Source organism: Streptomyces sp. Y20 (genome assembly GCF_043195475.1).
Taxonomy (GTDB): Bacteria; Actinomycetota; Actinomycetes; order Streptomycetales; family Streptomycetaceae; genus Streptomyces.
In genome coordinates, this window is the sequence record NZ_JBIDDP010000014.1 from 106,464 (window position 1) to 124,426 (window position 17,963).

The window sequence follows — 17,963 nt, forward strand, 5'->3', positions numbered from 1 at the left end:
CCACGTGCGGCCCACCGGCCGAGGCCCGATGCTGGTGGCGTGATGGACGAGACGGAGTTCTGGGAGCTGATCGACGCCGCCCGCGAGGCCGCCGGGGGCGACCCCGAGGAGCAGGCCGACCTGCTCGTGGAACGGCTGCTCCGGCTGGACCCCGATCTCGTCCTGGACTTCGCCCGCCACTTCGAGGCCCGCTACAACCGCGCCTACCGGTGGGACCTGTGGGGCGCGGCCTGGGTGCTGCTGGACGGGTGCAGCGACGACGCGTTCGACTTCTTCCGGTGCTGGCTGATCGGCCAGGGCCGGGAGGTCTTCGAGGGCGCCCTGCACGATCCGGACGCGCTGGCCGGGCTGCTGGGCGAGTTCGACGAGGAGATCGACGGCGACGGCGAGGAGCTGGGGTACGCGGCGGACGAGGCGTACGAGCAGCTGACCGGGACCGTCGCGCCCGATCTGGGCATCACCCCGGCGCCCGCGGAACCCGAGGGCACGCCGGTGGACCTGGAGGACGAGCGGGCGCTCGCGCAGCGGTACCCGCGGCTGTGGGAGCGGTTCAAGGACTGACCCGGCAGCGGTGCGTGCGGCGGTACGGCCGACGACGCGGCGTGGTGCGGCGGGGCCGTGTCGGGCCGCACGGGCTCGGTGCCGCACGGCCCGAGGCGTGGACTCGCGGGCCGGTGCGGCTGCCGCTGGTGACGGTCCCCGCATCCGGTCGGTTCGTGTCGTGCACGGCCGTAGGCGCGGGGCTCGCGGCGGGCCGCGCGCCGCCTGTGGCGTCGCTGCGGGGGTGGGCCCCGCCGTGGAGCAGGGCGGCCGGCCCCGGACCGTCCGCCGGAACCATTGCCCGGGTCCGGGGCGTTTCCGGGGTACACACGTACGTGAGCCGGTTTCGCCGCCGGGTGCGCTCACGCACGGGTGGCCGGCCGGCGGACCCGTCCCGGCCGTGCGGAGGGGTCCGAGAGGGAGGCGGCTGGCGTGGATCTGCTCGACCTGCTGCTCGCGCTGGTGATCGTCGTGTACGCGGTGTCCGGTTACCGGCGCGGACTGGTGGCCGGATGCGTCTCGCTGGCCGGGTTCGTGGGCGGCGCCGTCGTCGGGGTGTGGGTGCTGCCGTGGGTGACGGGCCAGGTGGAGCGGGGCACGTCGGCGGCGACGGTGCTCGCGGTGCTGACGGTGCTGGTCCCGGCGATGGTGGGGCACGAGCTGGCGGGCCGGCTGGCGCTGCGGCTGCGCGGGGAGCTGGACCGGGGGCCGCTGCGGGTCGCGGACGGGGCCGGGGGCGCGGCGGCGAACGCGGTGGCGGTGCTGATCGTGGCCTGGGTGGCGGGGAGCGTGCTGGGCGCGGCCCCGGCGCGGACGCTGACGACGCAGATTCGCGACTCGGCGCTGCTGGGCGCGGTGCAGCAGGCGATGCCCGAGACGACACCGGCGTGGTTCTCGCGGGCGACGTCCGCGCTGGCCGATGCGGGTTTCCCGCAGGTGTTCAACCCGTTCGAGAACGAGTCGACGGCCCGGGTGGCCCGGCCCTCCGGTGACAGTGTGACGCCCGCGGCGTCGGAGGCGGCCCGCAGGAGTTCGGTGAAGATCGAGGGAGCCGCGGGCAATGAGGGCCGGGAGGGCAGCGGGTTCGTGTACGCGCCGGAGCGGGTGATGACCAACGCGCACGTGGTGGCCGGCATCGACCGCCCGGGCGTGCGGGTCGGCGGGGTCGGTCCGTCGTACGGGGCCCGGGTGGTGCTGTTCGACCCCGACCGGGACGTGGCGGTGCTGTACGTGCCGGGGCTGCGCGCCCCGGTGCTGCGGTTCGGCGGGGGCGCGGCACGCGGGGACTCGGCGGTGGTGGCCGGCTATCCGCAGGACGGGGGCCTGGACCTCCAGGCGGCGACGGTCGCGAACCGGGTGCGGGCGCTGGGGCAGGACATCCACAACGACCGCGCGGTCACCCGGGAGGTGTACTCGATCCGGTCCACGGTCCGGCCGGGCAACTCCGGCGGCCCGCTGCTGACGACGGGCGGCCGGGTGTTCGGGGTGGTCTTCGCCCGCTCGACCTCGGACGCCGAGACGGGTTACGCGCTGACGGCGGCCGAGGTGGCGGCCGACGCCCGGCGCGCGGCCACGGCGACGGCGCCGGTGGACACGGGCGAGCTGGTCGGTTCCTGACAAGGGCGGCCGGTCGCCGCGGCCCGGTCCGCCGGGTGGGCGGGGCTCACAGCCGGCGGCCCATGAGGATGTCGTCGACGTACGTGCCGTCCAGACAGAACTCTTCGGGGAGCACGCCCTCGACGGCGAACCCCTCGGACTCGTAGAGCCGGCGCGCCGGGGTGTTGTGCCCGAGGACGCGCAGGGTGAGGCGCCGCGCGCCGCGTCCCCGGGCCTCGGCGACGGCGGCCCGGATCAGGGCGCGCCCGGCTCCCTGCCCGCGTGCTTCTTCGGCGACGACGAAGCCCTGGACGGCCAGGACGTGCGCGTTGGAGGCGAGCGGGGTCGGGCGGACGAGGCGGATGTAGCCGAGGAGGCGCCCGCCGGCCTCGGCGACCAGGTGGTCCCGCGGGTCGTGCCGCTCGAAGAACGGCGCGTAGGGCGGCTCGGGCGCGGGCACCACCTCGTGCAGGGGGGACCAGGCGGCCCGGTCGAGGCGGGCCAGTTCGGCGTCGTCTTCGGGGCGGGCGGCGCGCAGGGACAGCTCAGGCATGATGATCACCCTACGGCGGGCCGTCCGGGGCGCCCACCGGGTTTCCCGGCGGCTGTGCGGTCATGCTGGTGGGCATGGAACGTTCACGCATCGCGGTGGCCGGCGCCTCCGGCCTCATCGGCAGCGCTCTGGTGCGGTCCCTGACCGCGGACGGGCACGAGGTGGTACGTCTGGTGCGCCGTGCGCCCCGGGGGGCGGACGAGGTCCGCTGGGACCCCGGGCGCAGTCACGTCGACCCGGCCGGGCTGGCCGGCTGTGACGCGGTGGTCAACCTGGCGGGGGCCGGGGTGGGTGACCGGCGCTGGACCCCGGAGTACAAGCGGCTGCTGCGGGACAGCCGGGTGCGGGGCACGGCCGCGCTCGCCGAGGCGGTGACCGCGCTCCCCGAGCCGCCGCGGGTGTTCCTGAACGGCAGCGCGATCGGCTTCTACGGCGATACCGGCGACCGGGTGGTGGACGAGGACGCCCCGCCGGGCGACGGCTTCCTGTCCGGGCTGTGCGTGGAGTGGGAGCAGGCGGCGGCCCCCGTGCGGGAGGCGGGAGTACGGACGGTGTTCCTGCGCACCGGACTGGTCGTGGCCCGGGGCGGCGGGGCGTGGGCGCGGCTGTTCCCGCTGTTCCGGGCGGGGCTCGGGGGGCGGCTGGGTGACGGGCGGCAGTACTGGTCGTACATCGCGCTGCACGACGAGGTCGCCGCGATCCGGCATGTCCTGGACACCGCCACGCTGTCCGGGCCGGTCAACCTGACGGCGCCCGAGCCGCTGACGAACCGTGAGATCACGGCGGCGATGTCCCGGGTGCTGCGCCGGCCGGCGGTGTTCGCGGTGCCCGCGCCGGCGCTGCGGGCGGCGCTCGGGGAGATGGCCGGGGATGTGCTGGGCAGTCAGCGGGTGGTGCCGAAGCGGTTGCTGGAGTCGGGGTTCCGGTTCGCGTTCCCGGGCATCGACGAGGCGATCCGTGCGGCGGGATGAGCCGACTGGCAACCCGGGCGAACGAAAGTGACCGTATGCGACCTCTATGCGACCGTGCTCTGTTGATGCGCGACTCCTTCTGACCGAACGCGCCCCCTACCCTCGACGCGAACTCCGGTATCCCGGACGCCAGTTGGGGGCATGACGTCTCCACCGGCCGCGCAACCACAGGAGGGGCCTCGTGCTTGAGCCCGCGTACCAGGTGGACGTCGTCGTCGTGGGAGCCGGAGTCGCCGGCCTCTCGGCGGCTCACCGGCTGACCAGCGCAGGACTGACGACCGCGGTCCTGGAGGCCGCCCCGTCCGTCGGCGGCCGCATGTCGACCGAGAAGGTCGACGGCTTCCGGCTCGACCGCGTCGGACAGCTGCTGTCCACGTCCTACCCCGAACTCCGCCTGGCCGCGGCCCCGGGCGCGCTGGCCGTGCGCCGCTTCGCGCCGGGCGTCCTGCTGCACCGCGACGGCCGCACCCAGCGTGCGGGCGCGCCGGCGCCCGGAGGGAGCGCGCGGGGCGCACGGGGCGCACTTCACGTGGTGCGCGCCCTCGCCGGCACTCCCCGCGGCACGGTCCCCCCGCCCGGCCGGGCCGGCGCGCCGGTGGGCGGCGCCGTGGACCAGGCCCGGCTGGGCGCCGCGCTCGGCCGGATCGCGGCCACGCCCGTCGAACGCCTGCTGGCGCGCCCCGAGCTGCCGGCCGGGCTGGCCCTCGCCCGGCGCGGGGTGCCGGCGCGTACCGTCGAGGGCTTCCTGCGCCCGCTGCTCGCCGCGCTGCTGTGCGACCCGGAGCTGATCACGTCCAGCCGGTGCGCCGACCTGGCGCTGCACGCCTTCGCGAGCGGGCGGCTGTGCGTGCCCGAGGGCGGCGCGGAGAGGCTGCCCGAGCTGCTGTCCCGGGCGCTGCCACCGGACACCGTGCGCACCGGGGTGCGGGTCACCTCGGTCTCCACGACGTCCGTGGCCACCGCCGAGCACGGGGAGATCCGGTGCCGGGCGGTGCTGCTCGCGACCGACGCGCGGGCCGCGGCGGAACTGCTGCCGGGGCTCAGGGTGCCGGACTTCCACCCGGTGACCGTGCTCCACCACACCACCGACGAGCCCGGGGCGGCGTTCCCGACCGGGACCTCGCTGCTGCTGGACGCCGACCGGGGCGGGCCGGTGGCGCACACGGCGGTGCTCAGCAACGTGGACCCGAGCCGGGCGCCGGCCGGCCGGACGCTGATCTCCTCGACCGTGCTGGGCACCCCGCCGCAAGGCGTGGACACGGCCGTCCGCATCCACCTCGCCCGGCTCTACGGCACCTCGACGCGCCGCTGGGAGACGCTGGCCGTGCACCACACCCCGGAGGCGGTCCCGGTGATGCGCCCACCGCACGATCCCCGTCGGCCGGTGCGACTGCTGGCGGGTCTGTACGTCTGCGGGGACCACCGGGACTCCGGCACCGTCCAGGGCGCTCTGCACTCCGCCCGCCGGGCGGCGACGGCGATCCTCTCCGACCTGGGCATGGCGGCCTCCCTCCACCGGGCCGACCCGGTCCCGACGCTGCCGCGGGCGGCCTAGGCCCGGTCGGGGCCCGCTCAGCCCAGGGCCGCCACCTTCTCCCGGTAGGTGCGGACCGCGAGCGCGTCCCGGTAGGGCTCCAGCCGGCGTTCGAAGTCCCGCACGTACTCCACCGCGCGGGCGGAGCGCATCTCGGCCGCCTGGCCGGCGGCCTCCGCGCCGAGCGCGCAGGCCTGGTCCAGTTCGCCGAGGGCGAGGCGGGCGGTGGCCAGGACGACCCGGCAGAACAGGCGGCTGCGGGCGTACGCGGGGGCGCGCAGCCGGAGCGAGCGCTCGGCGTGCTGGGCGGCGGCCCGGAACTGCTGGAGATCGCGGTGGCAGTGCCCGAACTCGTCGGCGAGCTGCGCCTCGTCGAAGAACGCGGCCCAGTACGGCACGTCGTCCCCGGCCCGCGCCGCGTCCAGGGCGCGCTCGGCCCGCACGAGCGCCGCGGTGCACGCCCGCACCTCGCCCAGGACGCCGTGCGCCCGCGCCTCGGCGGCGTGCAGCAGCGCCTGCACGACCGGCGGAGCACCCGTGCCGACGCCCTGCTGGGCGACCCGCGCCAGCTGCACGGCCTCCCTGCCGTGGCCCAGGTACACGGCCTGGCGGCTCATCGTGACCAGGACGAAGGAGCCGTACGCCCGGTCGCCGGCCGCCTGCGCGAGCCGCAGGGCCTGCACGAAGTACCGCTGGGCCAGTCCGTGCGCGGCGATGTCGTACGACGTCCAGCCCGCGAGCCGGGTCAGGTCGGCGGCGGCGCCGAACAGCCGGCGGCCGGTCTGCTCGTCGTAGCTGCCGCGGAGCATCGGCTCGCACTCGTGCTCCAGATAGCGCACCAGTGCCTGCCGGGCGTGGCCGCCGCCGAACCGGTCGTCGAGGGTGCGGAACAGTTCGCCGACCGAGCGGAGGGCGGAAATGTCACCGCCGGTGACCCGGTGGCCGGGCCCGCCGGTCCCCCGGGCCCGCGGCGGCACCGGCACTCCCGGCTGCGGCTGGGGCTGGGGCCTGGCCGCGCCGGGGCGGCCCTGGGCGGGTACCCGGGGTGCCGGGTCGCGGGCCACCCGGTCGTCGGGCTTGCCGATCAGCCAGTCCCGGCTGGGCACGACCAACCCGGCCGGGGTGAAGGCGATCTTGCGCAGCTCGGCGTGGCTGCCGGAGTCCTTGCGCCACAGTCCGCTGACGATGTCGACGGCCTCCTCGGGGCCGGCCGCGAACTCCAGCCCGGCGTATACCGGCGCGCACGCGTCCAGGCCCAGGTCCTGGGCGCTGAGCCGGCGCCCGAGCCGGCGGGTGAACACCTCGGCGATGAGGGCGGGCGTCGTGCCGCGCGGCTGCTGTCCGCGCAGCCAGCGGGTGACCGAGGTCTTGTCGTATCTGAGGTCCAGCCCGTGCTCCAGGCCGAGCTGGTCGACCCGACGAGCCAGACCCGCGTTGGAGAACCCCGCCTCTGCGATGAGCGCGGCGAGCTGGCGGTTGGGGGTGCGCTGCGCGGGTCGGTCCGTCATCTGTGGTGCGGTCTCCTGCCTTCCGGGCCTCTGAAGTGCCCGGATTGCCTTTGAGCAGCCCATATGGCCTCACGAACGGCGCGAATGTAGCGGAGAGTGAGCGGACGGTCGCACCTTTCGCCCGGCATTCATCCGATCGTGTGAGGAACGCCCGCAGGGCTGACGTACTCCGGTCGGACGTACAGTGGCGTGGGCGCTTCACGCGCCTGACACACCGGTCGCTGAGGGAGGCGCTTGCCGTGAGTGAGTTGCGGTTCGTCCGTATGGGGTTCGGTGCGGATGCCGTCGAGTACCAGGAGGCCTGGGACGAGCAGCGCCGGGTGCACTCGGCCCGGTTCGCCGACGAGGTCCCGGACACCGTGCTCCTCCTGGAACACCCCCCGGTGTACACGGCGGGCCGCCGCACGCAGGACAACGAGCGCCCGCTGGACGGCACCCCGGTCATCGACGTGGACCGCGGCGGCAAGATCACCTGGCACGGACCGGGCCAGCTGGTGGGGTACCCGATCCAGAAACTGCCCCGCCCGGTGGACGTCGTCGCGCACGTGCGGCGCCTGGAGGAGGCCCTCATCCGCACCTGCGCCGACTTCGGCCTGGAGACCACCCGGGTGGAGGGCCGCAGCGGCGTGTGGGTGCTCGGTGACCCGGTCGAACGGCGCCCCGCCCTCGGCGGCCTCTCCCTCGACTTCGACCCGCGGCTGACCGACGAGGAGTTCGACCCCCGCCTCGACGGCCCGGAGTACGCCCCTTCCAACGCCGGCCAGCGGCGCGAGGACCGCAAGATCGCCGCGATCGGCATCCGCGTCGCCAAGGGCGTCACGATGCACGGCTTCTCCTTCAACGTGAACCCGGACAACGTCTGGTTCGACCGGATCATCCCGTGCGGCATCCGCGACGCGGGCGTCACCTCGCTCGCGGCCGAGCTGGGCCGCGAGGTCACGGTCGAGGAAGTCCTGCCGGTGGTCGAGGAGCACCTGAGGGACATCCTGGAGAACGCGGACCTCAAGCCGCGGGACATCGAGAGGGCACCCGCGTAGCGCCGGCCCGCCGCCGAGGACGGCGCCCGCACCGGGCCATGAAATCAACGGGCGTACCCTGGGGAACGCCGAAGAATCAATCGCTAGGGAGCCGGTCGTGTCCGCAGTCGCACCCGACGGACGCAAGATGCTGCGCCTGGAGGTCCGCAACAGCCAGACCCCCATCGAGCGCAAGCCCGAGTGGATCAAGACCCGGGCGAAAATGGGCCCCGAGTACACGAAGATGCAGAGCCTCGTGAAGAGCGAGGGCCTGCACACGGTCTGCCAGGAAGCCGGCTGCCCGAACATCTACGAGTGCTGGGAGGACCGCGAGGCGACCTTCCTCATCGGCGGCGACCAGTGCACCCGGCGCTGCGACTTCTGCCAGATCGACACCGGCAAGCCCGAGGCGCTGGACCGGGACGAGCCGCGCCGCGTCGGCGAGTCCGTGGTCACCATGGACCTGAACTACGCCACCATCACCGGCGTCGCCCGCGATGACCTGGCGGACGGCGGCGCCTGGCTGTACGCCGAGACCGTGCGCCAGATCCACCTCCAGACGGCGGACCGGGAGGGCGGCCGGACCAAGGTCGAACTGCTGGCGCCCGACTTCAACGCGGTCCCCGAGCAGCTCGCGGAGGTCTTCTCCGCCCGGCCCGAGGTCTTCGCGCACAACGTCGAGACGGTCCCGCGCATCTTCAAGCGGATCCGCCCCGGTTTCCGCTACGAGCGCTCCCTCAAGGTGATCACCGAGGCCCGCGACGTCGGCCTGGTCACCAAGTCCAACCTGATCCTCGGCATGGGCGAGACCCGCGAGGAGGTCAGCGAGGCGCTGAAGCAGCTGCACGAGGCGGGCTGCGAGCTGATCACCATCACCCAGTACCTGCGTCCGTCCGTGCGCCACCACCCGGTGGAACGCTGGGTCAAGCCGCACGAGTTCGTGGAGCTGAAGGAGGAGGCCGAGCAGATCGGCTTCTCCGGCGTGATGTCCGGCCCGCTGGTGCGGTCCTCCTACCGCGCCGGCCGCCTCTACCAGATGGCCGTGGAGAAGCGCGGCTCCTACAGCGCGGCCCAGGCCGTCTGACAGGCCATCTGACAGGCCGTCCGACAGGTCGCCCGGCGGCCGTGTGAATTCACGCACAAGCACTTACCGGCCGGTAATGGCCGAACCGACGCGGTCCTGACCGTCCTCGCTGATGAGGGCGTACGTCAGGGCCGCGTCGCCGTTCACGGGGCGGCGCATTCGGGTTCATGGGCGTTTGACCGGTCGGACACGCCCTGGTAACACCGAACAGTGACTCTGGTATCACGCCCCGTACACCATCCGCTTCCAGGGGGGACCCCGCCCATGCAGGCCGCGCCGGTACACGCCACCGCGATCCCGTCCTTCACCGACGCCCTGCGGGCCGTCGAGTCGCTGCTGATGAGCGGCGGTCAGCGCACCGCCCGCCGCAACGCCTGGACCTCCGTCCTGGAGGACCGCCGCCGCGCCAAGGACCGGGTCGAGGCGCAGCGGTTCCTGGAGCAGGCCGCCACCCGCTCCTGACGCCCGCGCCGGCCCGCGCCGGGCACTGCCGTCGTCCGCGCTCCCGGGGGCACGTAGACTTCGTGGCATGGCGAGGAAGGAACCCGCGGCGGACGCCGCGAATGCCGGGCGACTGAAGCAGATCGCCCTGACGTACAAGATGACCCGCAAGGCCGACAAGACGATCGGCCTGGTGCTCGCGGCCGTCGGCATCGGCACGCTCGGTGTCTTCCTCGCGATCGGCTTCCTGATCGGCCACCCGGTCTACCTGGGTGTCTTCGGTCTGCTGATCGCCCTGCTGGCGACGGCCGTCGTGTTCGGCCGCCGTGCCGAGCGGGCCGCCTTCGGCCAGATGGAGGGCCAGCCGGGTGCCGCCGCGGCCGTGCTGGACAACGTCGGCCGCGGCTGGACGACCACTCCGGCGGTGGCGATGAACCGCAGCCAGGACGTGGTGCACCGGGCGGTCGGCAAGGCCGGCATCGTGCTGGTCGCCGAGGGCAACCCGAACCGGGTGAAGAGCCTGCTGGCCGCCGAGAAGAAGAAGATGAACCGCATCGTCGCGGACGTCCCGGTGCACGACCTGATCGTCGGCACCGGCGAGGGCCAGGTGGAGCTGAAGAAGCTCCGCACGACGATGCTGAAGCTGCCGCGCGTGCTCACCGGCCCCCAGGTCACGGCCACCAACGACCGGCTGCGCGCCCTGGGCGACCTGATGAGCAACATGCCGCTGCCCAAGGGCCCCATGCCCAAGGGCATGAAGCTGCCCAAGGGCGGATCGCGGGGGCGCTGAGCACTCCGACGTACCACCGCGGACCGCCACCGGCGGTCCGCACGACAGTCAGGCCCCGCACGCCCTCCGGCGTTGTCGGGGCCTGCGTCGTCCAGGGCCGGCGCCTTCTAGGGCAGGCGGAACTGGGGGCCGTAGTTGCCGGGGGCGCCGGGGATCGTGATCTCCATCAGCTCCACGGCGGGCTCCTCCATCGCGCGCATGGCGTGGACGGCAGCGCCCATGGCGCTCGGACCGCCCCCGGACCAGGCCGCGTCGAGCTTGTCCAGCACGGTGGCGTAGGTGCCGTCGAAACGGTCCAGGAGCTGCCGGGCCCGCTCGGGCGGATGCGGCCAGCCGCCGGCCGGGACCCGCGCCATGGGGCGGGCGTCGGGGAAGGGCACGGGCGCGCCGGTGAAGTGCCAGCCGTGGTCGGTGCGGCGCAACTGCCGGCCGTGGTAGATCTCGGCGAAGGCGTAGTAGTGCGCCGGATGGTCGTCCTGGAAGGAGTCGGCCGGGGAACTCGCGGTGCCCTCGCCCTGCTCCTTGACGATCGAGAGGGAGCGCTCGGCGTCGTCGAGGGTGCGGACCGGCGTCAGCTCGTCGGAGCCGATACGGCTGGACAGCTGTCCGCGCGCCGACAGCTCCGGTGCCGCCGCGCGGAACGCCTTCAGCACGTCGCCGTAGAAGTCGCCGATGCTGGGCGAGCGGTCCGCCGCCCGGGTGAGGGGTGTGTCGGGGGCCTCGATCGCCATCATCACGTCGTGCACGAAGGACCGGGTGAGCCCGGACAGGTACACCTTCAGCCCGCTGCGCACACCGCCGGGCAGCGGGCCGGGATAGCTGGGCGCCGACTCCCTGATCCGGGGCCGGCCGCCCACGGCCACGAGCAGGTTGCAGACCACGCCCAGGTGGTACATCTCGTCGCCGATGATGCGCCGGATCAGCCGGGCGGCCTCGCCGCGGCGGTCCCGGACGGACCACCAGGCGCACAGGTAGGGCGGGAGCGTGGCGAGTTCCAGTGCCACGGCCGCCTCCAGGGCCTGCCTGAGCCAGCCGGCCCCGCGGTCCGCCTCCGGGACGGCGAGCAGTCCCGCCACGGACCGGCAGCCGGACCCGGCGGGCGGCCCGCACTCCGGCAGCGCGCCCGGCTGCCCCGGCCCCCCGGCCGCATCGGGACCCCCGGCCGCATCGGGACCCCCGGCCGGATCGGGATCGGCGGCCCGCACCGGATCCGCGGCCGGGACCTGGGCGGCGGCCACCAGGGCCGCCGATGCCAGGAAACCCCGGCGCCGGAGGGGGTGGGCTGCCGAACCGTGCGCGTCTTCCGGGGTACCGGTCACCGTTGCCTCCGCTCGCGGCCATGGCCCCGTCCCGCCCCGGGGCGGGACGGGACGGGACGGGGCCCTCGGACCGCTCGCGAAGCTAGCAGCCCGCACGGCCGTTGCCCGGACGCCGGGCGGGGCGCTGCCCCGCCTCCGGGGGACACGCCGCCGAACGGAGCATCCACCAGGTGATCGGGTCATGCGCTCTTAGCCTTCGGAATGTGAAGAAAAGCCATATCTCGTACCTCGCGTGCACCGCGGCCATCCTCGGCACGTTCGCCGGCACCACCCCGGCGTCGGCCGCACACCGGACCCTCGTGGTGCATCCGGGTGAATCGATCCAGAAGGCGGTGAACGCCGCCCGGTCCGGGGACACCGTGCTCGTGCTCGCCGGCACCTACCGCGAGAGCGTCACGGTGCGGACACCGGGACTGACCCTGCGCGGCGCCGGTCGCCGCACGGTGATCCGGCCGGCCGGGAAGAAACCCGCCACGACCTCCAAGAAATCGAAGAAGGCATCCGTCACCTGTCGCGGCAACGGCAACGGCATCTGTGTCGTCGGCGGCAAGAACAAGGCCCTGCGGGACGTCACCGTCGCCGACCTGAAGGTGGCCGGCTTCGCCCGGACCGGCCTGTGGGCCATGGGCACCGACCACCTGACCGTGCGCGGAGTGACCGCCGACGACAACGGGCAGTGGGGCATCGCCCAGGAGCACTCCACCCGCGGCGTCTTCCGGGAGGACACCGCCCGGGGCAACGGTGACGCGGGCCTGTTCCTCGCCAACAACGTCAAGGCCGAGCAGGGCGCTGCCGACAGCAAGGGCACGCTGGTCCAGCACAACCACCTCGAGGACAACCGCATCGGCATCACCGTCCGCCGGCTGCGCAACCTCACCGTCAGCGACAACTACCTCACCGCCAACTGCGCCGGCGTGTTCGTCGTCGGCGACGAGAACAAACCGCGGGCGGGCGCCCTGACGGTGCGGGACAACCGCCTGGAGTGGAACAACAAGTACTGCCCGAAGACCGCCCGGCTGCCCTACCTGAAGGGCTCCGGCATCGTGCTGACCGGCACCGAGAAGACACTGGTGACCGGGAACACCGTCATCGGCCACTCGGGCAGATCCCCGCTGTCGGGAGGCATCGTCCTGTTCAAGAGCTTCGTGGGCGCCCCGAGCGAGGGGAACCGGATCATCGGCAACCACCTGGAGAACAACGCCCCGGCGGACCTGGTGAACCAGGAGGCCGCCAAGCGCCGGAACGCCTTCGACGGCAACTCCTGCCGGGCCTCCAAGCCCGCGGGACTGTGCTGACCGGACGGCCGGAACCCACCCTCACAAGGAAGGAAGGCGGCACATGACCGCACCATCCCCCGAGCTGTCGGCACCGGCCGGGCAGGGGGCGGCCCCTCCCCCTCCGCCGTCGATGCGGTTGAGAGAGCTCGTGTTCGGGGCGGCGTGTGCCGCCGCCGTCCGCGCCGCCGCCCGGCTGGGCGTCGCCGACGTGCTCGGCGACGCACCCCTGACCGTGGAGCACCTCGCGGCGGCGGTGCGGGCCGAGCCCGAGCCGCTGCGCCGGCTGCTGCGCGCCCTGTCCTGCTACGGCGTCTTCACCGAGCGGCCGGACGGGACCTTCGCCCACACCGACATGTCCCGGCTGCTGCGCGAGGACGACCCGAACAGCCTGCGCTACATCTCCCTGTGGTGCACCGAGCCGTGGACCTGGGACGCCTGGCCGAGGCTGGACGAGGCGGTCCGCTCCGGCCGCAACGTCGTCGAGGACCTCTACGGCAAGGAGTTCTTCGTCTACCTGAACGAGGACGCCCCCGAGTCGGCGGACGTCTTCAACCGGGCGATGACCACCTCCAGCGAGCAGTCGGCGCGCGACGTCGCCGCGCTGCTGGACCTGTCCGGCGCCTCGTCCGTCGCGGACCTCGGCGGCGGTCAGGGCCATGTGGTGGCGAGCCTGCTGGACAAGTACCCGGAGATGCGGGGCTACCTGCTCGACCTGCCCCGGGTGGTGGAGAACGCCGTGCCGCGGCTGCGCGAGGGCGGCGACCTCTCCGGCCGGGCGCGCATCGTGCCCGGCGACGTCCGTGTGTCCGTCCCGGTCGAGGCCGACGTCTACATCATCAAGAACATCCTGGAGTGGGACGACGAGTCCACGACCAGGCTGTTGCGCAACGTGGTGGAGGCGGGCGGACCCGGCACCCGGGTCGTGGTCATCGAGAACCTCGTCGACGACACCCCGTCGATGCGGTTCAGCACCGCCATGGACCTGCTGCTGCTGCTCAACGTCGGCGGGGCCAAGCACACCACCGCCAGCATGGTCGCGCGGCTGGAGGGCGCGGGCCTGACCGTCGGTGGCATCCGGCCCGTCAACCCCTATCTGCACGCGTTCGACTGCACGGTCTCCGCGTGAGCGGACACCCGCGCGCAACACCGGTGCCGGGCCCGCGTCGTGACGCGGGCCCGGCACCGGTGGCCGGACGGGGGTCTCACGCTCCGGCGTCGCGCTCCCAGAGGTAGAAGCGCTGCGCCATCGCGTCCTTCGGGGACCGCCAGGTCTGAGGGTCGTACGCGCTGACGTACGCCGAGAGGCGCTCGCTGACCTCGACGAAGTCGGGGTGCGAGGTGACCTTGGCGATGGCGGGTCCCGGCTCGCGCTCGGACTCGACGAGGTGCATGTACACATCGCCGAACTGGAAGAGGCTGCGCCGGACGACGCCGACGAGGTGCGGCAGCTCTCCCCGGTCGGACTCCGCGAACACCTTGGCGATGTCGGAGGCGGAGCCCGGGGCCATGCGGGCGACGATCAGGGCCTGGTGCACGGTCTTCTCCTGTCCTGCGGCTCAGTCGGCCAGGGCCGGGGCGGGCCGGTGGCCGGCGGCCGCCTTCTCGATCCGGTCCCGGATCAGGGCCAGCTGGACCTTGGAGTTCTTGTTGATGTTGTCGGTCATCCAGGCGTCGTCGACGGGCGCGTCGGGCTTCATCGCGAAGTCCTGCGTCCAGATCATCCGGGTGCCTTCCGGGACCTCCTCGTACTCCCAGCGGATGTCCATGTGGGCGAAGGGGCCGGTCTCGATGCGGCGGGCCGTGACGCTCAGCCGGTCACGGTCGGTCTCCCGTTCCGAGACCCAGCTCCACACCGTGCCGTTCTCGTCGGGGTGCATGGTGAGACGGAAGGTGACCTTGTTCCCCTCCTGGGAGAGGATGTCGGCCCGGGCGTACTCGCTGAACAGCCGCGGCCAGTTCGCGACGTCGTTGGTCATGTCCCAGACCAGGTCGACGGGTGCCGCGATGGTGATCTCGTTCTGGGTGTGTCCGGTCATGTCAGGCTCCCGCGGGCAGTGCGCTGTTGACGAGGTCGAGGAACTGGCGGGGCGTCCTGGAACGCTCCGCGTCGGTGGGCATGGGGGCCCCGTGCCGGTTCTCCAGCTCGCCGACGATGCCGAGCAGGCCGAGCGAGTCGACGCCGAGGGCGTCGAAGCCGGAGTCGTACCGCTGCTGGAGCTCCTCCGCGGAGACGGTGACTCCGGCGGCCTTCTTCATGAGTTCGGACAGCTCTTCCACGGTGATGCGGTCACTCATGGCGATTCCTTCTCCTTTGCTGCTGGTGTGCTGCTGGGAGGGCGGGGGTGCGGCTCACCCGCCGGCGCCGTGGCGGACGACGAGTGCCGAGTTGGACCCCATGAGGCCCCGGCTGAGGACCAGCGCCGTACGCAACTCGGCGGGGCGGGCGCGGCCGGTCACGAGGTCGAGGTCGTAGCAGGCGGCGACGACACCCGGGGTGGGCGGGATCAGGCCGTGCTCCAGTGCGAGCACGGCGGCCGCGGTGTCCAGCACCGGTGCCGCGCAGTAGCCGCGGCCCGTCCCGGTCTTGGGCGCCGTGACGGGCACGCGCCGGCCGTGCGCGCCGAGGACGTCGGCGATGGCCAGCGCCTCGGCGCGGTCGGCCTCCGGTACCCCGAGGGCGTCGGCGAAGACGACGTCGATCTCCTCCGGGGCGCGGTCCGCGTCGGCCAGGGCGCCGCGGATCGCCTGGGCGAGCCCTTCGCGGGACTCCGCCCAGCGGGAGGCGCCGGTGAAGGTCGCCGCGTGTCCCGCGAGGTGGGCACGGATGTCCGCACCGCGTTCCCGGGCCGCCGTCTCCGCCTCCACCACGAGCATCGCCCCGCCCTCGGCCGGCACGAACCCGCAGGCGTCCTCGGTGAACGGCCGGTAGGCGCGGGACGGGTCGGCGACGGTGCTCAGCTCCTCGTAACCGAGCTGGCACACCACCGAGTACGGCGCCAGCGGCGCCTCGGTGGAACCGGCCACGATCACGTCGGTGCCGCGCCGTACCGCCCGTGCCGCGTGCGCCAGGGCGTCCAGTCCGCCGGCCTCGTCGGAGGCGACGACCGAACAGGGGCCCTTCAACCCGCGGCGGATGGAGATCTGGCCGGTGCTGGCGGCGTAGAACCAGGCGATGGACTGGTAGGGGCCGACGAACCGGCTGCCCTTGCTCCACAGCTGCTGCAGTTCGCGCTGGCCGAACGCGCCACCCCCGGAACCGGCCGCCGTCACCACGCCGATGGAGTAGGGCGCCTCGGCGGCGTCGGCCTGCCCGAGCCGTGCGTCGTCCAGGGCGAAGTCGGCCGCGGCCATGGCGAAGTGCGTGAACCGGTCGGTCTGGACGAGGAAGCGCTCCTCGATCGTCGCCGCCGGATCGAAGCCGCGGACCTCGCCGGCCACCTTCAGCGGAAGGTGCTCGCAGCCCTCGCGGGTGACCGGGCCGAGGACGCTGAGGCCTTCCTGGGTGGCCTTCCAGAAGGTGTCGGTGCTGGTGCCGTTCGGCGCGACCACCCCGATGCCGGTGATGACCGCGCGCCGGTCGTGCGGTTCGCTCATGGTGTCCTCTCCCTCGTCCGGGTCAGGACCACGGCGGACTGGAAGCCCCCGAACCCGCTGCCCACGGACAGGACGCCGGAGAGCTTCCGTTCGCGGGCGACACGCGGGACGTAGTCCAGGTCGCACTCGGGGTCGGGGGTGTCGTAGTTGGCGGTCGGCGGTACGACCTGCTCGGCCAGGGCCAGCACACAGGCGACGACCTCGATCGCCCCGATCGCGCCGAGGGAGTGGCCCACCATCGACTTGATGGAGCTCATCGGGGTGTCGTAGGCGTGCGGGCCGAGCGCCCGCTTCACGGCCGCCGTCTCGTGGCGGTCGTTCTGCCGGGTGCCGGAGCCGTGGGCGTTGACGTAGTCGATCGCCGTCGGGTCCAGCCGGGCGTGGTCGAGGGCCAGTTCGATGGCTCGCGCCATCTCCAGGCCCTCGCTGGTCAGGCCGGTCATGTGGTAGGCGTTGCCGAAGGTGGCGTAGCCGCCCAGTTCGCAGTACACGTGGGCGCCGCGGGCCCGGGCGTGTTCCAGTTCCTCCAGGACGAGCACCGCGCCGCCCTCGCCCATGACGAAGCCGTCACGGTTGTTGTCGAAGGGCCGGGAGGCGTGGGCGGGGTCGTCGTTGTTGGGGGACGTGGCCTTGATCGCGTCGAAGCAGGCCATGGTGATCGGGGAGATCGGGGAGTCGGAGGCACCCGCTATGCAGATGTCCGCCCGGCCCTCCTCGACGGTGTGGAAGGCGTACCCGACCGCGTCGAGGCCGGAGGTGCAGCCGGTGGAGACGGTCTGCACCGGGCCCTGGGCGCCGAATCGCTCCGCCACCGCGGAGGCGACCGTGCTGGGCGAGAACGCCCGGTGCAGGTACGGCTCCGCCTGCCGGTGGTCGACGTCCCAGTGCTCCCCGCGGTTGCTGACCAGGACGTAGTCGTGCTCCAGCCGGGTGGTGCCGCCGACCGCGGTGCCCAGGGACACCCCGACCCGCCACGGGTCCTCCCGGGCCAGGTCGAGGCCCGAGTCACGGACCGCCTCCGCCCCGGCGACCAGCGCGAACTGGATGTACCGGTCCGCGCGGGCGGCCTGCTCCTCGTCCAGGCCGTGCGCCGCCGGATCGAAGTCGCACTCCGCCGCTATGCGCGAGCGCAGTCCCGAGGGATCGAAGAAGGTGATGCCCCGCGTCGCGGTCCGGCCGTTGGCGAGCAGGTCCCAGAATGCCGGTACGCCGATGCCGCCCGGGGCGACGATGCCTATGCCAGTGACCGCCACGCGCCGGGTCATGACCGGACCTGACCCCGGGCGGGGGCGGCACCCGCCGCAGCGGGCTCCGTGACCACCGCGGCGGCCCCGATGACCTCCGTCTCCTCCGTGTCGACGTGTCCCAGGCTGGGGCGCGGGGCCAGCGGGCCCAGGTGGAAGACCATCCGCGCCTCCACGTCGCCCACGTTGCGGAAGCGGTGGCGCATGTTGAGGGGGATCATCAGCCCCTGCTCCGGCCGGAGCGGGTGCGGCTCGCCGTCGAGGTCCACCTCCAGATCCCCGCAGACGACGTACACGAACTCCTCGGAGTACGGGTGGTAGTGCTCACCGATGCGCTCGCCGGGCTGGATGAGGGCCACGCCCATGAAACCGCTGGTGGAACCCACCGTGGCCGGGGTGAGCATGGCGCGCAGATCGCCGCCGCGCCGGGTGTTGTGCTCGACCTCGCTGAGGTCCACGATCTTCGGAAGGGGTTTGATCACGACGTTCCTCCGTG

General features: G+C 73.5%; 19 protein-coding genes. 10 read left to right on the top strand and 9 right to left on the bottom strand.

What is annotated here, in order from left to right:
- Nucleotides 1-42 precede the first annotated feature (42 nt).
- Together ACGFT1_RS29055 and ACGFT1_RS29060 are read left to right on the top strand one after the other, a co-directional pair.
- Nucleotides 43-561 carry a DUF4240 domain-containing protein gene (locus tag ACGFT1_RS29055; RefSeq protein WP_373912066.1) on the top strand — a complete coding sequence of 173 codons (519 nt, stop codon included), beginning with the start codon at nt 43-45 and terminating at the stop codon, nt 559-561.
- Between the two features lie 411 nt (nt 562-972).
- Nucleotides 973-2,157, top strand: a complete 1,185-nt coding sequence (locus tag ACGFT1_RS29060) for a MarP family serine protease (RefSeq protein WP_373911949.1) — start codon at nt 973-975, stop codon at nt 2,155-2,157.
- Nucleotides 2,158-2,203: 46 nt separating this feature from the next.
- On the opposite strand, the gene ACGFT1_RS29065 is transcribed toward ACGFT1_RS29060, so the two are convergent.
- Nucleotides 2,204-2,689, bottom strand: a complete 486-nt coding sequence (locus ACGFT1_RS29065) for an N-acetyltransferase family protein (protein WP_373911950.1) — start codon at nt 2,687-2,689, stop codon at nt 2,204-2,206.
- A 74-nt stretch (nt 2,690-2,763) separates the two neighbouring features.
- On the opposite strand from ACGFT1_RS29065, the gene ACGFT1_RS29070 reads away from it, so the two are divergent.
- Entirely contained in the window at nt 2,764-3,660 is an 897-nt protein-coding gene (locus ACGFT1_RS29070) for a TIGR01777 family oxidoreductase (protein WP_373911951.1), read from the top strand.
- Nucleotides 3,661-3,841: 181 nt separating this feature from the next.
- Nucleotides 3,842-5,215 carry an NAD(P)/FAD-dependent oxidoreductase gene (locus tag ACGFT1_RS29075; RefSeq protein WP_373911952.1) on the top strand — a complete coding sequence of 458 codons (1,374 nt, stop codon included), beginning with the start codon at nt 3,842-3,844 and terminating at the stop codon, nt 5,213-5,215.
- 17 nt (nt 5,216-5,232) lie between these two features.
- Here ACGFT1_RS29075 and ACGFT1_RS29080 read toward each other — a convergent pair whose 3' ends face one another.
- A complete protein-coding gene (locus tag ACGFT1_RS29080; RefSeq protein ID WP_373911953.1) occupies nt 5,233-6,702 on the bottom strand; it encodes a regulator in 1,470 nt (489 codons plus the stop codon).
- Nucleotides 6,703-6,941: 239 nt separating this feature from the next.
- On the opposite strand from ACGFT1_RS29080, the gene lipB reads away from it, so the two are divergent.
- From lipB to ACGFT1_RS29100, 4 genes are all read left to right on the top strand, one after another.
- Nucleotides 6,942-7,739 carry a lipoyl(octanoyl) transferase LipB gene (gene lipB, locus ACGFT1_RS29085; RefSeq protein ID WP_373911954.1) on the top strand — a complete coding sequence of 266 codons (798 nt, stop codon included), beginning with the start codon at nt 6,942-6,944 and terminating at the stop codon, nt 7,737-7,739.
- A 97-nt stretch (nt 7,740-7,836) separates the two neighbouring features.
- The gene (lipA, locus tag ACGFT1_RS29090) at nt 7,837-8,802 is read left to right on the top strand and encodes a lipoyl synthase (protein ID WP_356825201.1); all 966 of its coding nucleotides are present in this window, start codon (nt 7,837-7,839) and stop codon (nt 8,800-8,802) included.
- 264 nt (nt 8,803-9,066) lie between these two features.
- Nucleotides 9,067-9,264, top strand: coding sequence for a hypothetical protein (locus ACGFT1_RS29095; protein ID WP_356825203.1), 198 nt, complete (start codon nt 9,067-9,069; stop codon nt 9,262-9,264).
- Between the two features lie 67 nt (nt 9,265-9,331).
- Nucleotides 9,332-10,033 carry a DUF4191 domain-containing protein gene (locus ACGFT1_RS29100; RefSeq protein ID WP_373911955.1) on the top strand — a complete coding sequence of 234 codons (702 nt, stop codon included), beginning with the start codon at nt 9,332-9,334 and terminating at the stop codon, nt 10,031-10,033.
- A 107-nt stretch (nt 10,034-10,140) separates the two neighbouring features.
- Here ACGFT1_RS29100 and ACGFT1_RS29105 read toward each other — a convergent pair whose 3' ends face one another.
- Nucleotides 10,141-11,352, bottom strand: coding sequence for a ferritin-like protein (locus ACGFT1_RS29105; RefSeq protein WP_373911956.1), 1,212 nt, complete (start codon nt 11,350-11,352; stop codon nt 10,141-10,143).
- A 203-nt stretch (nt 11,353-11,555) separates the two neighbouring features.
- On the opposite strand from ACGFT1_RS29105, the gene ACGFT1_RS29110 reads away from it, so the two are divergent.
- Nucleotides 11,556-12,647: a nitrous oxide reductase family maturation protein NosD gene (locus ACGFT1_RS29110; protein WP_373911957.1), complete on the top strand. Its 1,092-nt coding sequence runs from the start codon at nt 11,556-11,558 to the stop codon at nt 12,645-12,647.
- Nucleotides 12,648-12,690: 43 nt separating this feature from the next.
- Complete coding sequence (locus ACGFT1_RS29115) at nt 12,691-13,755, top strand: methyltransferase (RefSeq protein ID WP_373911958.1); 1,065 nt, start codon at nt 12,691-12,693, stop codon at nt 13,753-13,755.
- 76 nt (nt 13,756-13,831) lie between these two features.
- Here ACGFT1_RS29115 and ACGFT1_RS29120 read toward each other — a convergent pair whose 3' ends face one another.
- From ACGFT1_RS29120 to ACGFT1_RS29145, 6 genes are read right to left on the bottom strand one after another with little or no spacing between them, the layout of a single operon-like run.
- On the bottom strand, nt 13,832-14,164 hold the full coding sequence (locus ACGFT1_RS29120; RefSeq protein WP_373911959.1) for a TcmI family type II polyketide cyclase: 333 nt from the start codon (nt 14,162-14,164) through the stop codon (nt 13,832-13,834).
- A 21-nt stretch (nt 14,165-14,185) separates the two neighbouring features.
- A complete protein-coding gene (locus ACGFT1_RS29125) occupies nt 14,186-14,665 on the bottom strand; it encodes an SRPBCC family protein (protein WP_373911960.1) in 480 nt (159 codons plus the stop codon).
- A gap of 1 nt (nt 14,666) precedes the next feature.
- On the bottom strand, nt 14,667-14,924 hold the full coding sequence (locus ACGFT1_RS29130) for an acyl carrier protein (RefSeq protein WP_121789137.1): 258 nt from the start codon (nt 14,922-14,924) through the stop codon (nt 14,667-14,669).
- 54 nt (nt 14,925-14,978) lie between these two features.
- Nucleotides 14,979-16,223 carry a beta-ketoacyl synthase N-terminal-like domain-containing protein gene (locus ACGFT1_RS29135; protein WP_373911961.1) on the bottom strand — a complete coding sequence of 415 codons (1,245 nt, stop codon included), beginning with the start codon at nt 16,221-16,223 and terminating at the stop codon, nt 14,979-14,981.
- Nucleotides 16,220-17,488 (bottom strand): beta-ketoacyl synthase, encoded by a 1,269-nt coding sequence (locus ACGFT1_RS29140; protein WP_373911962.1) that lies wholly within the window; start codon nt 17,486-17,488, stop codon nt 16,220-16,222. The genes ACGFT1_RS29135 and ACGFT1_RS29140 overlap by 4 nt, the downstream gene beginning before the upstream one ends.
- The gene (locus ACGFT1_RS29145; RefSeq protein WP_373911963.1) at nt 17,485-17,949 is read right to left on the bottom strand and encodes a cupin domain-containing protein; all 465 of its coding nucleotides are present in this window, start codon (nt 17,947-17,949) and stop codon (nt 17,485-17,487) included. The genes ACGFT1_RS29140 and ACGFT1_RS29145 overlap by 4 nt, the downstream gene beginning before the upstream one ends.
- Between the last annotated feature and the right edge of the window lie 14 nt (nt 17,950-17,963).

What these genes read in the sequence shown, in the direction of transcription:
- ACGFT1_RS29055 (WP_373912066.1), top strand. Translation starts at nt 43, where the DNA reads ATGGACGAGACGGAGTTCTGGGAGCTGATCGACGCCGCCCGCGAGGCC.
- ACGFT1_RS29065 (WP_373911950.1), bottom strand. Translation starts at nt 2,689, where the DNA reads ATGCCTGAGCTGTCCCTGCGCGCCGCCCGCCCCGAAGACGACGCCGAA.
- ACGFT1_RS29070 (WP_373911951.1), top strand. Translation starts at nt 2,764, where the DNA reads ATGGAACGTTCACGCATCGCGGTGGCCGGCGCCTCCGGCCTCATCGGC.
- ACGFT1_RS29080 (WP_373911953.1), bottom strand. Translation starts at nt 6,702, where the DNA reads ATGACGGACCGACCCGCGCAGCGCACCCCCAACCGCCAGCTCGCCGCG.
- ACGFT1_RS29095 (WP_356825203.1), top strand. Translation starts at nt 9,067, where the DNA reads ATGCAGGCCGCGCCGGTACACGCCACCGCGATCCCGTCCTTCACCGAC.
- ACGFT1_RS29100 (WP_373911955.1), top strand. Translation starts at nt 9,332, where the DNA reads ATGGCGAGGAAGGAACCCGCGGCGGACGCCGCGAATGCCGGGCGACTG.
- ACGFT1_RS29115 (WP_373911958.1), top strand. Translation starts at nt 12,691, where the DNA reads ATGACCGCACCATCCCCCGAGCTGTCGGCACCGGCCGGGCAGGGGGCG.
- ACGFT1_RS29125 (WP_373911960.1), bottom strand. Translation starts at nt 14,665, where the DNA reads ATGACCGGACACACCCAGAACGAGATCACCATCGCGGCACCCGTCGAC.
- ACGFT1_RS29130 (WP_121789137.1), bottom strand. Translation starts at nt 14,924, where the DNA reads ATGAGTGACCGCATCACCGTGGAAGAGCTGTCCGAACTCATGAAGAAG.
- ACGFT1_RS29135 (WP_373911961.1), bottom strand. Translation starts at nt 16,223, where the DNA reads ATGAGCGAACCGCACGACCGGCGCGCGGTCATCACCGGCATCGGGGTG.
- ACGFT1_RS29140 (WP_373911962.1), bottom strand. Translation starts at nt 17,488, where the DNA reads ATGACCCGGCGCGTGGCGGTCACTGGCATAGGCATCGTCGCCCCGGGC.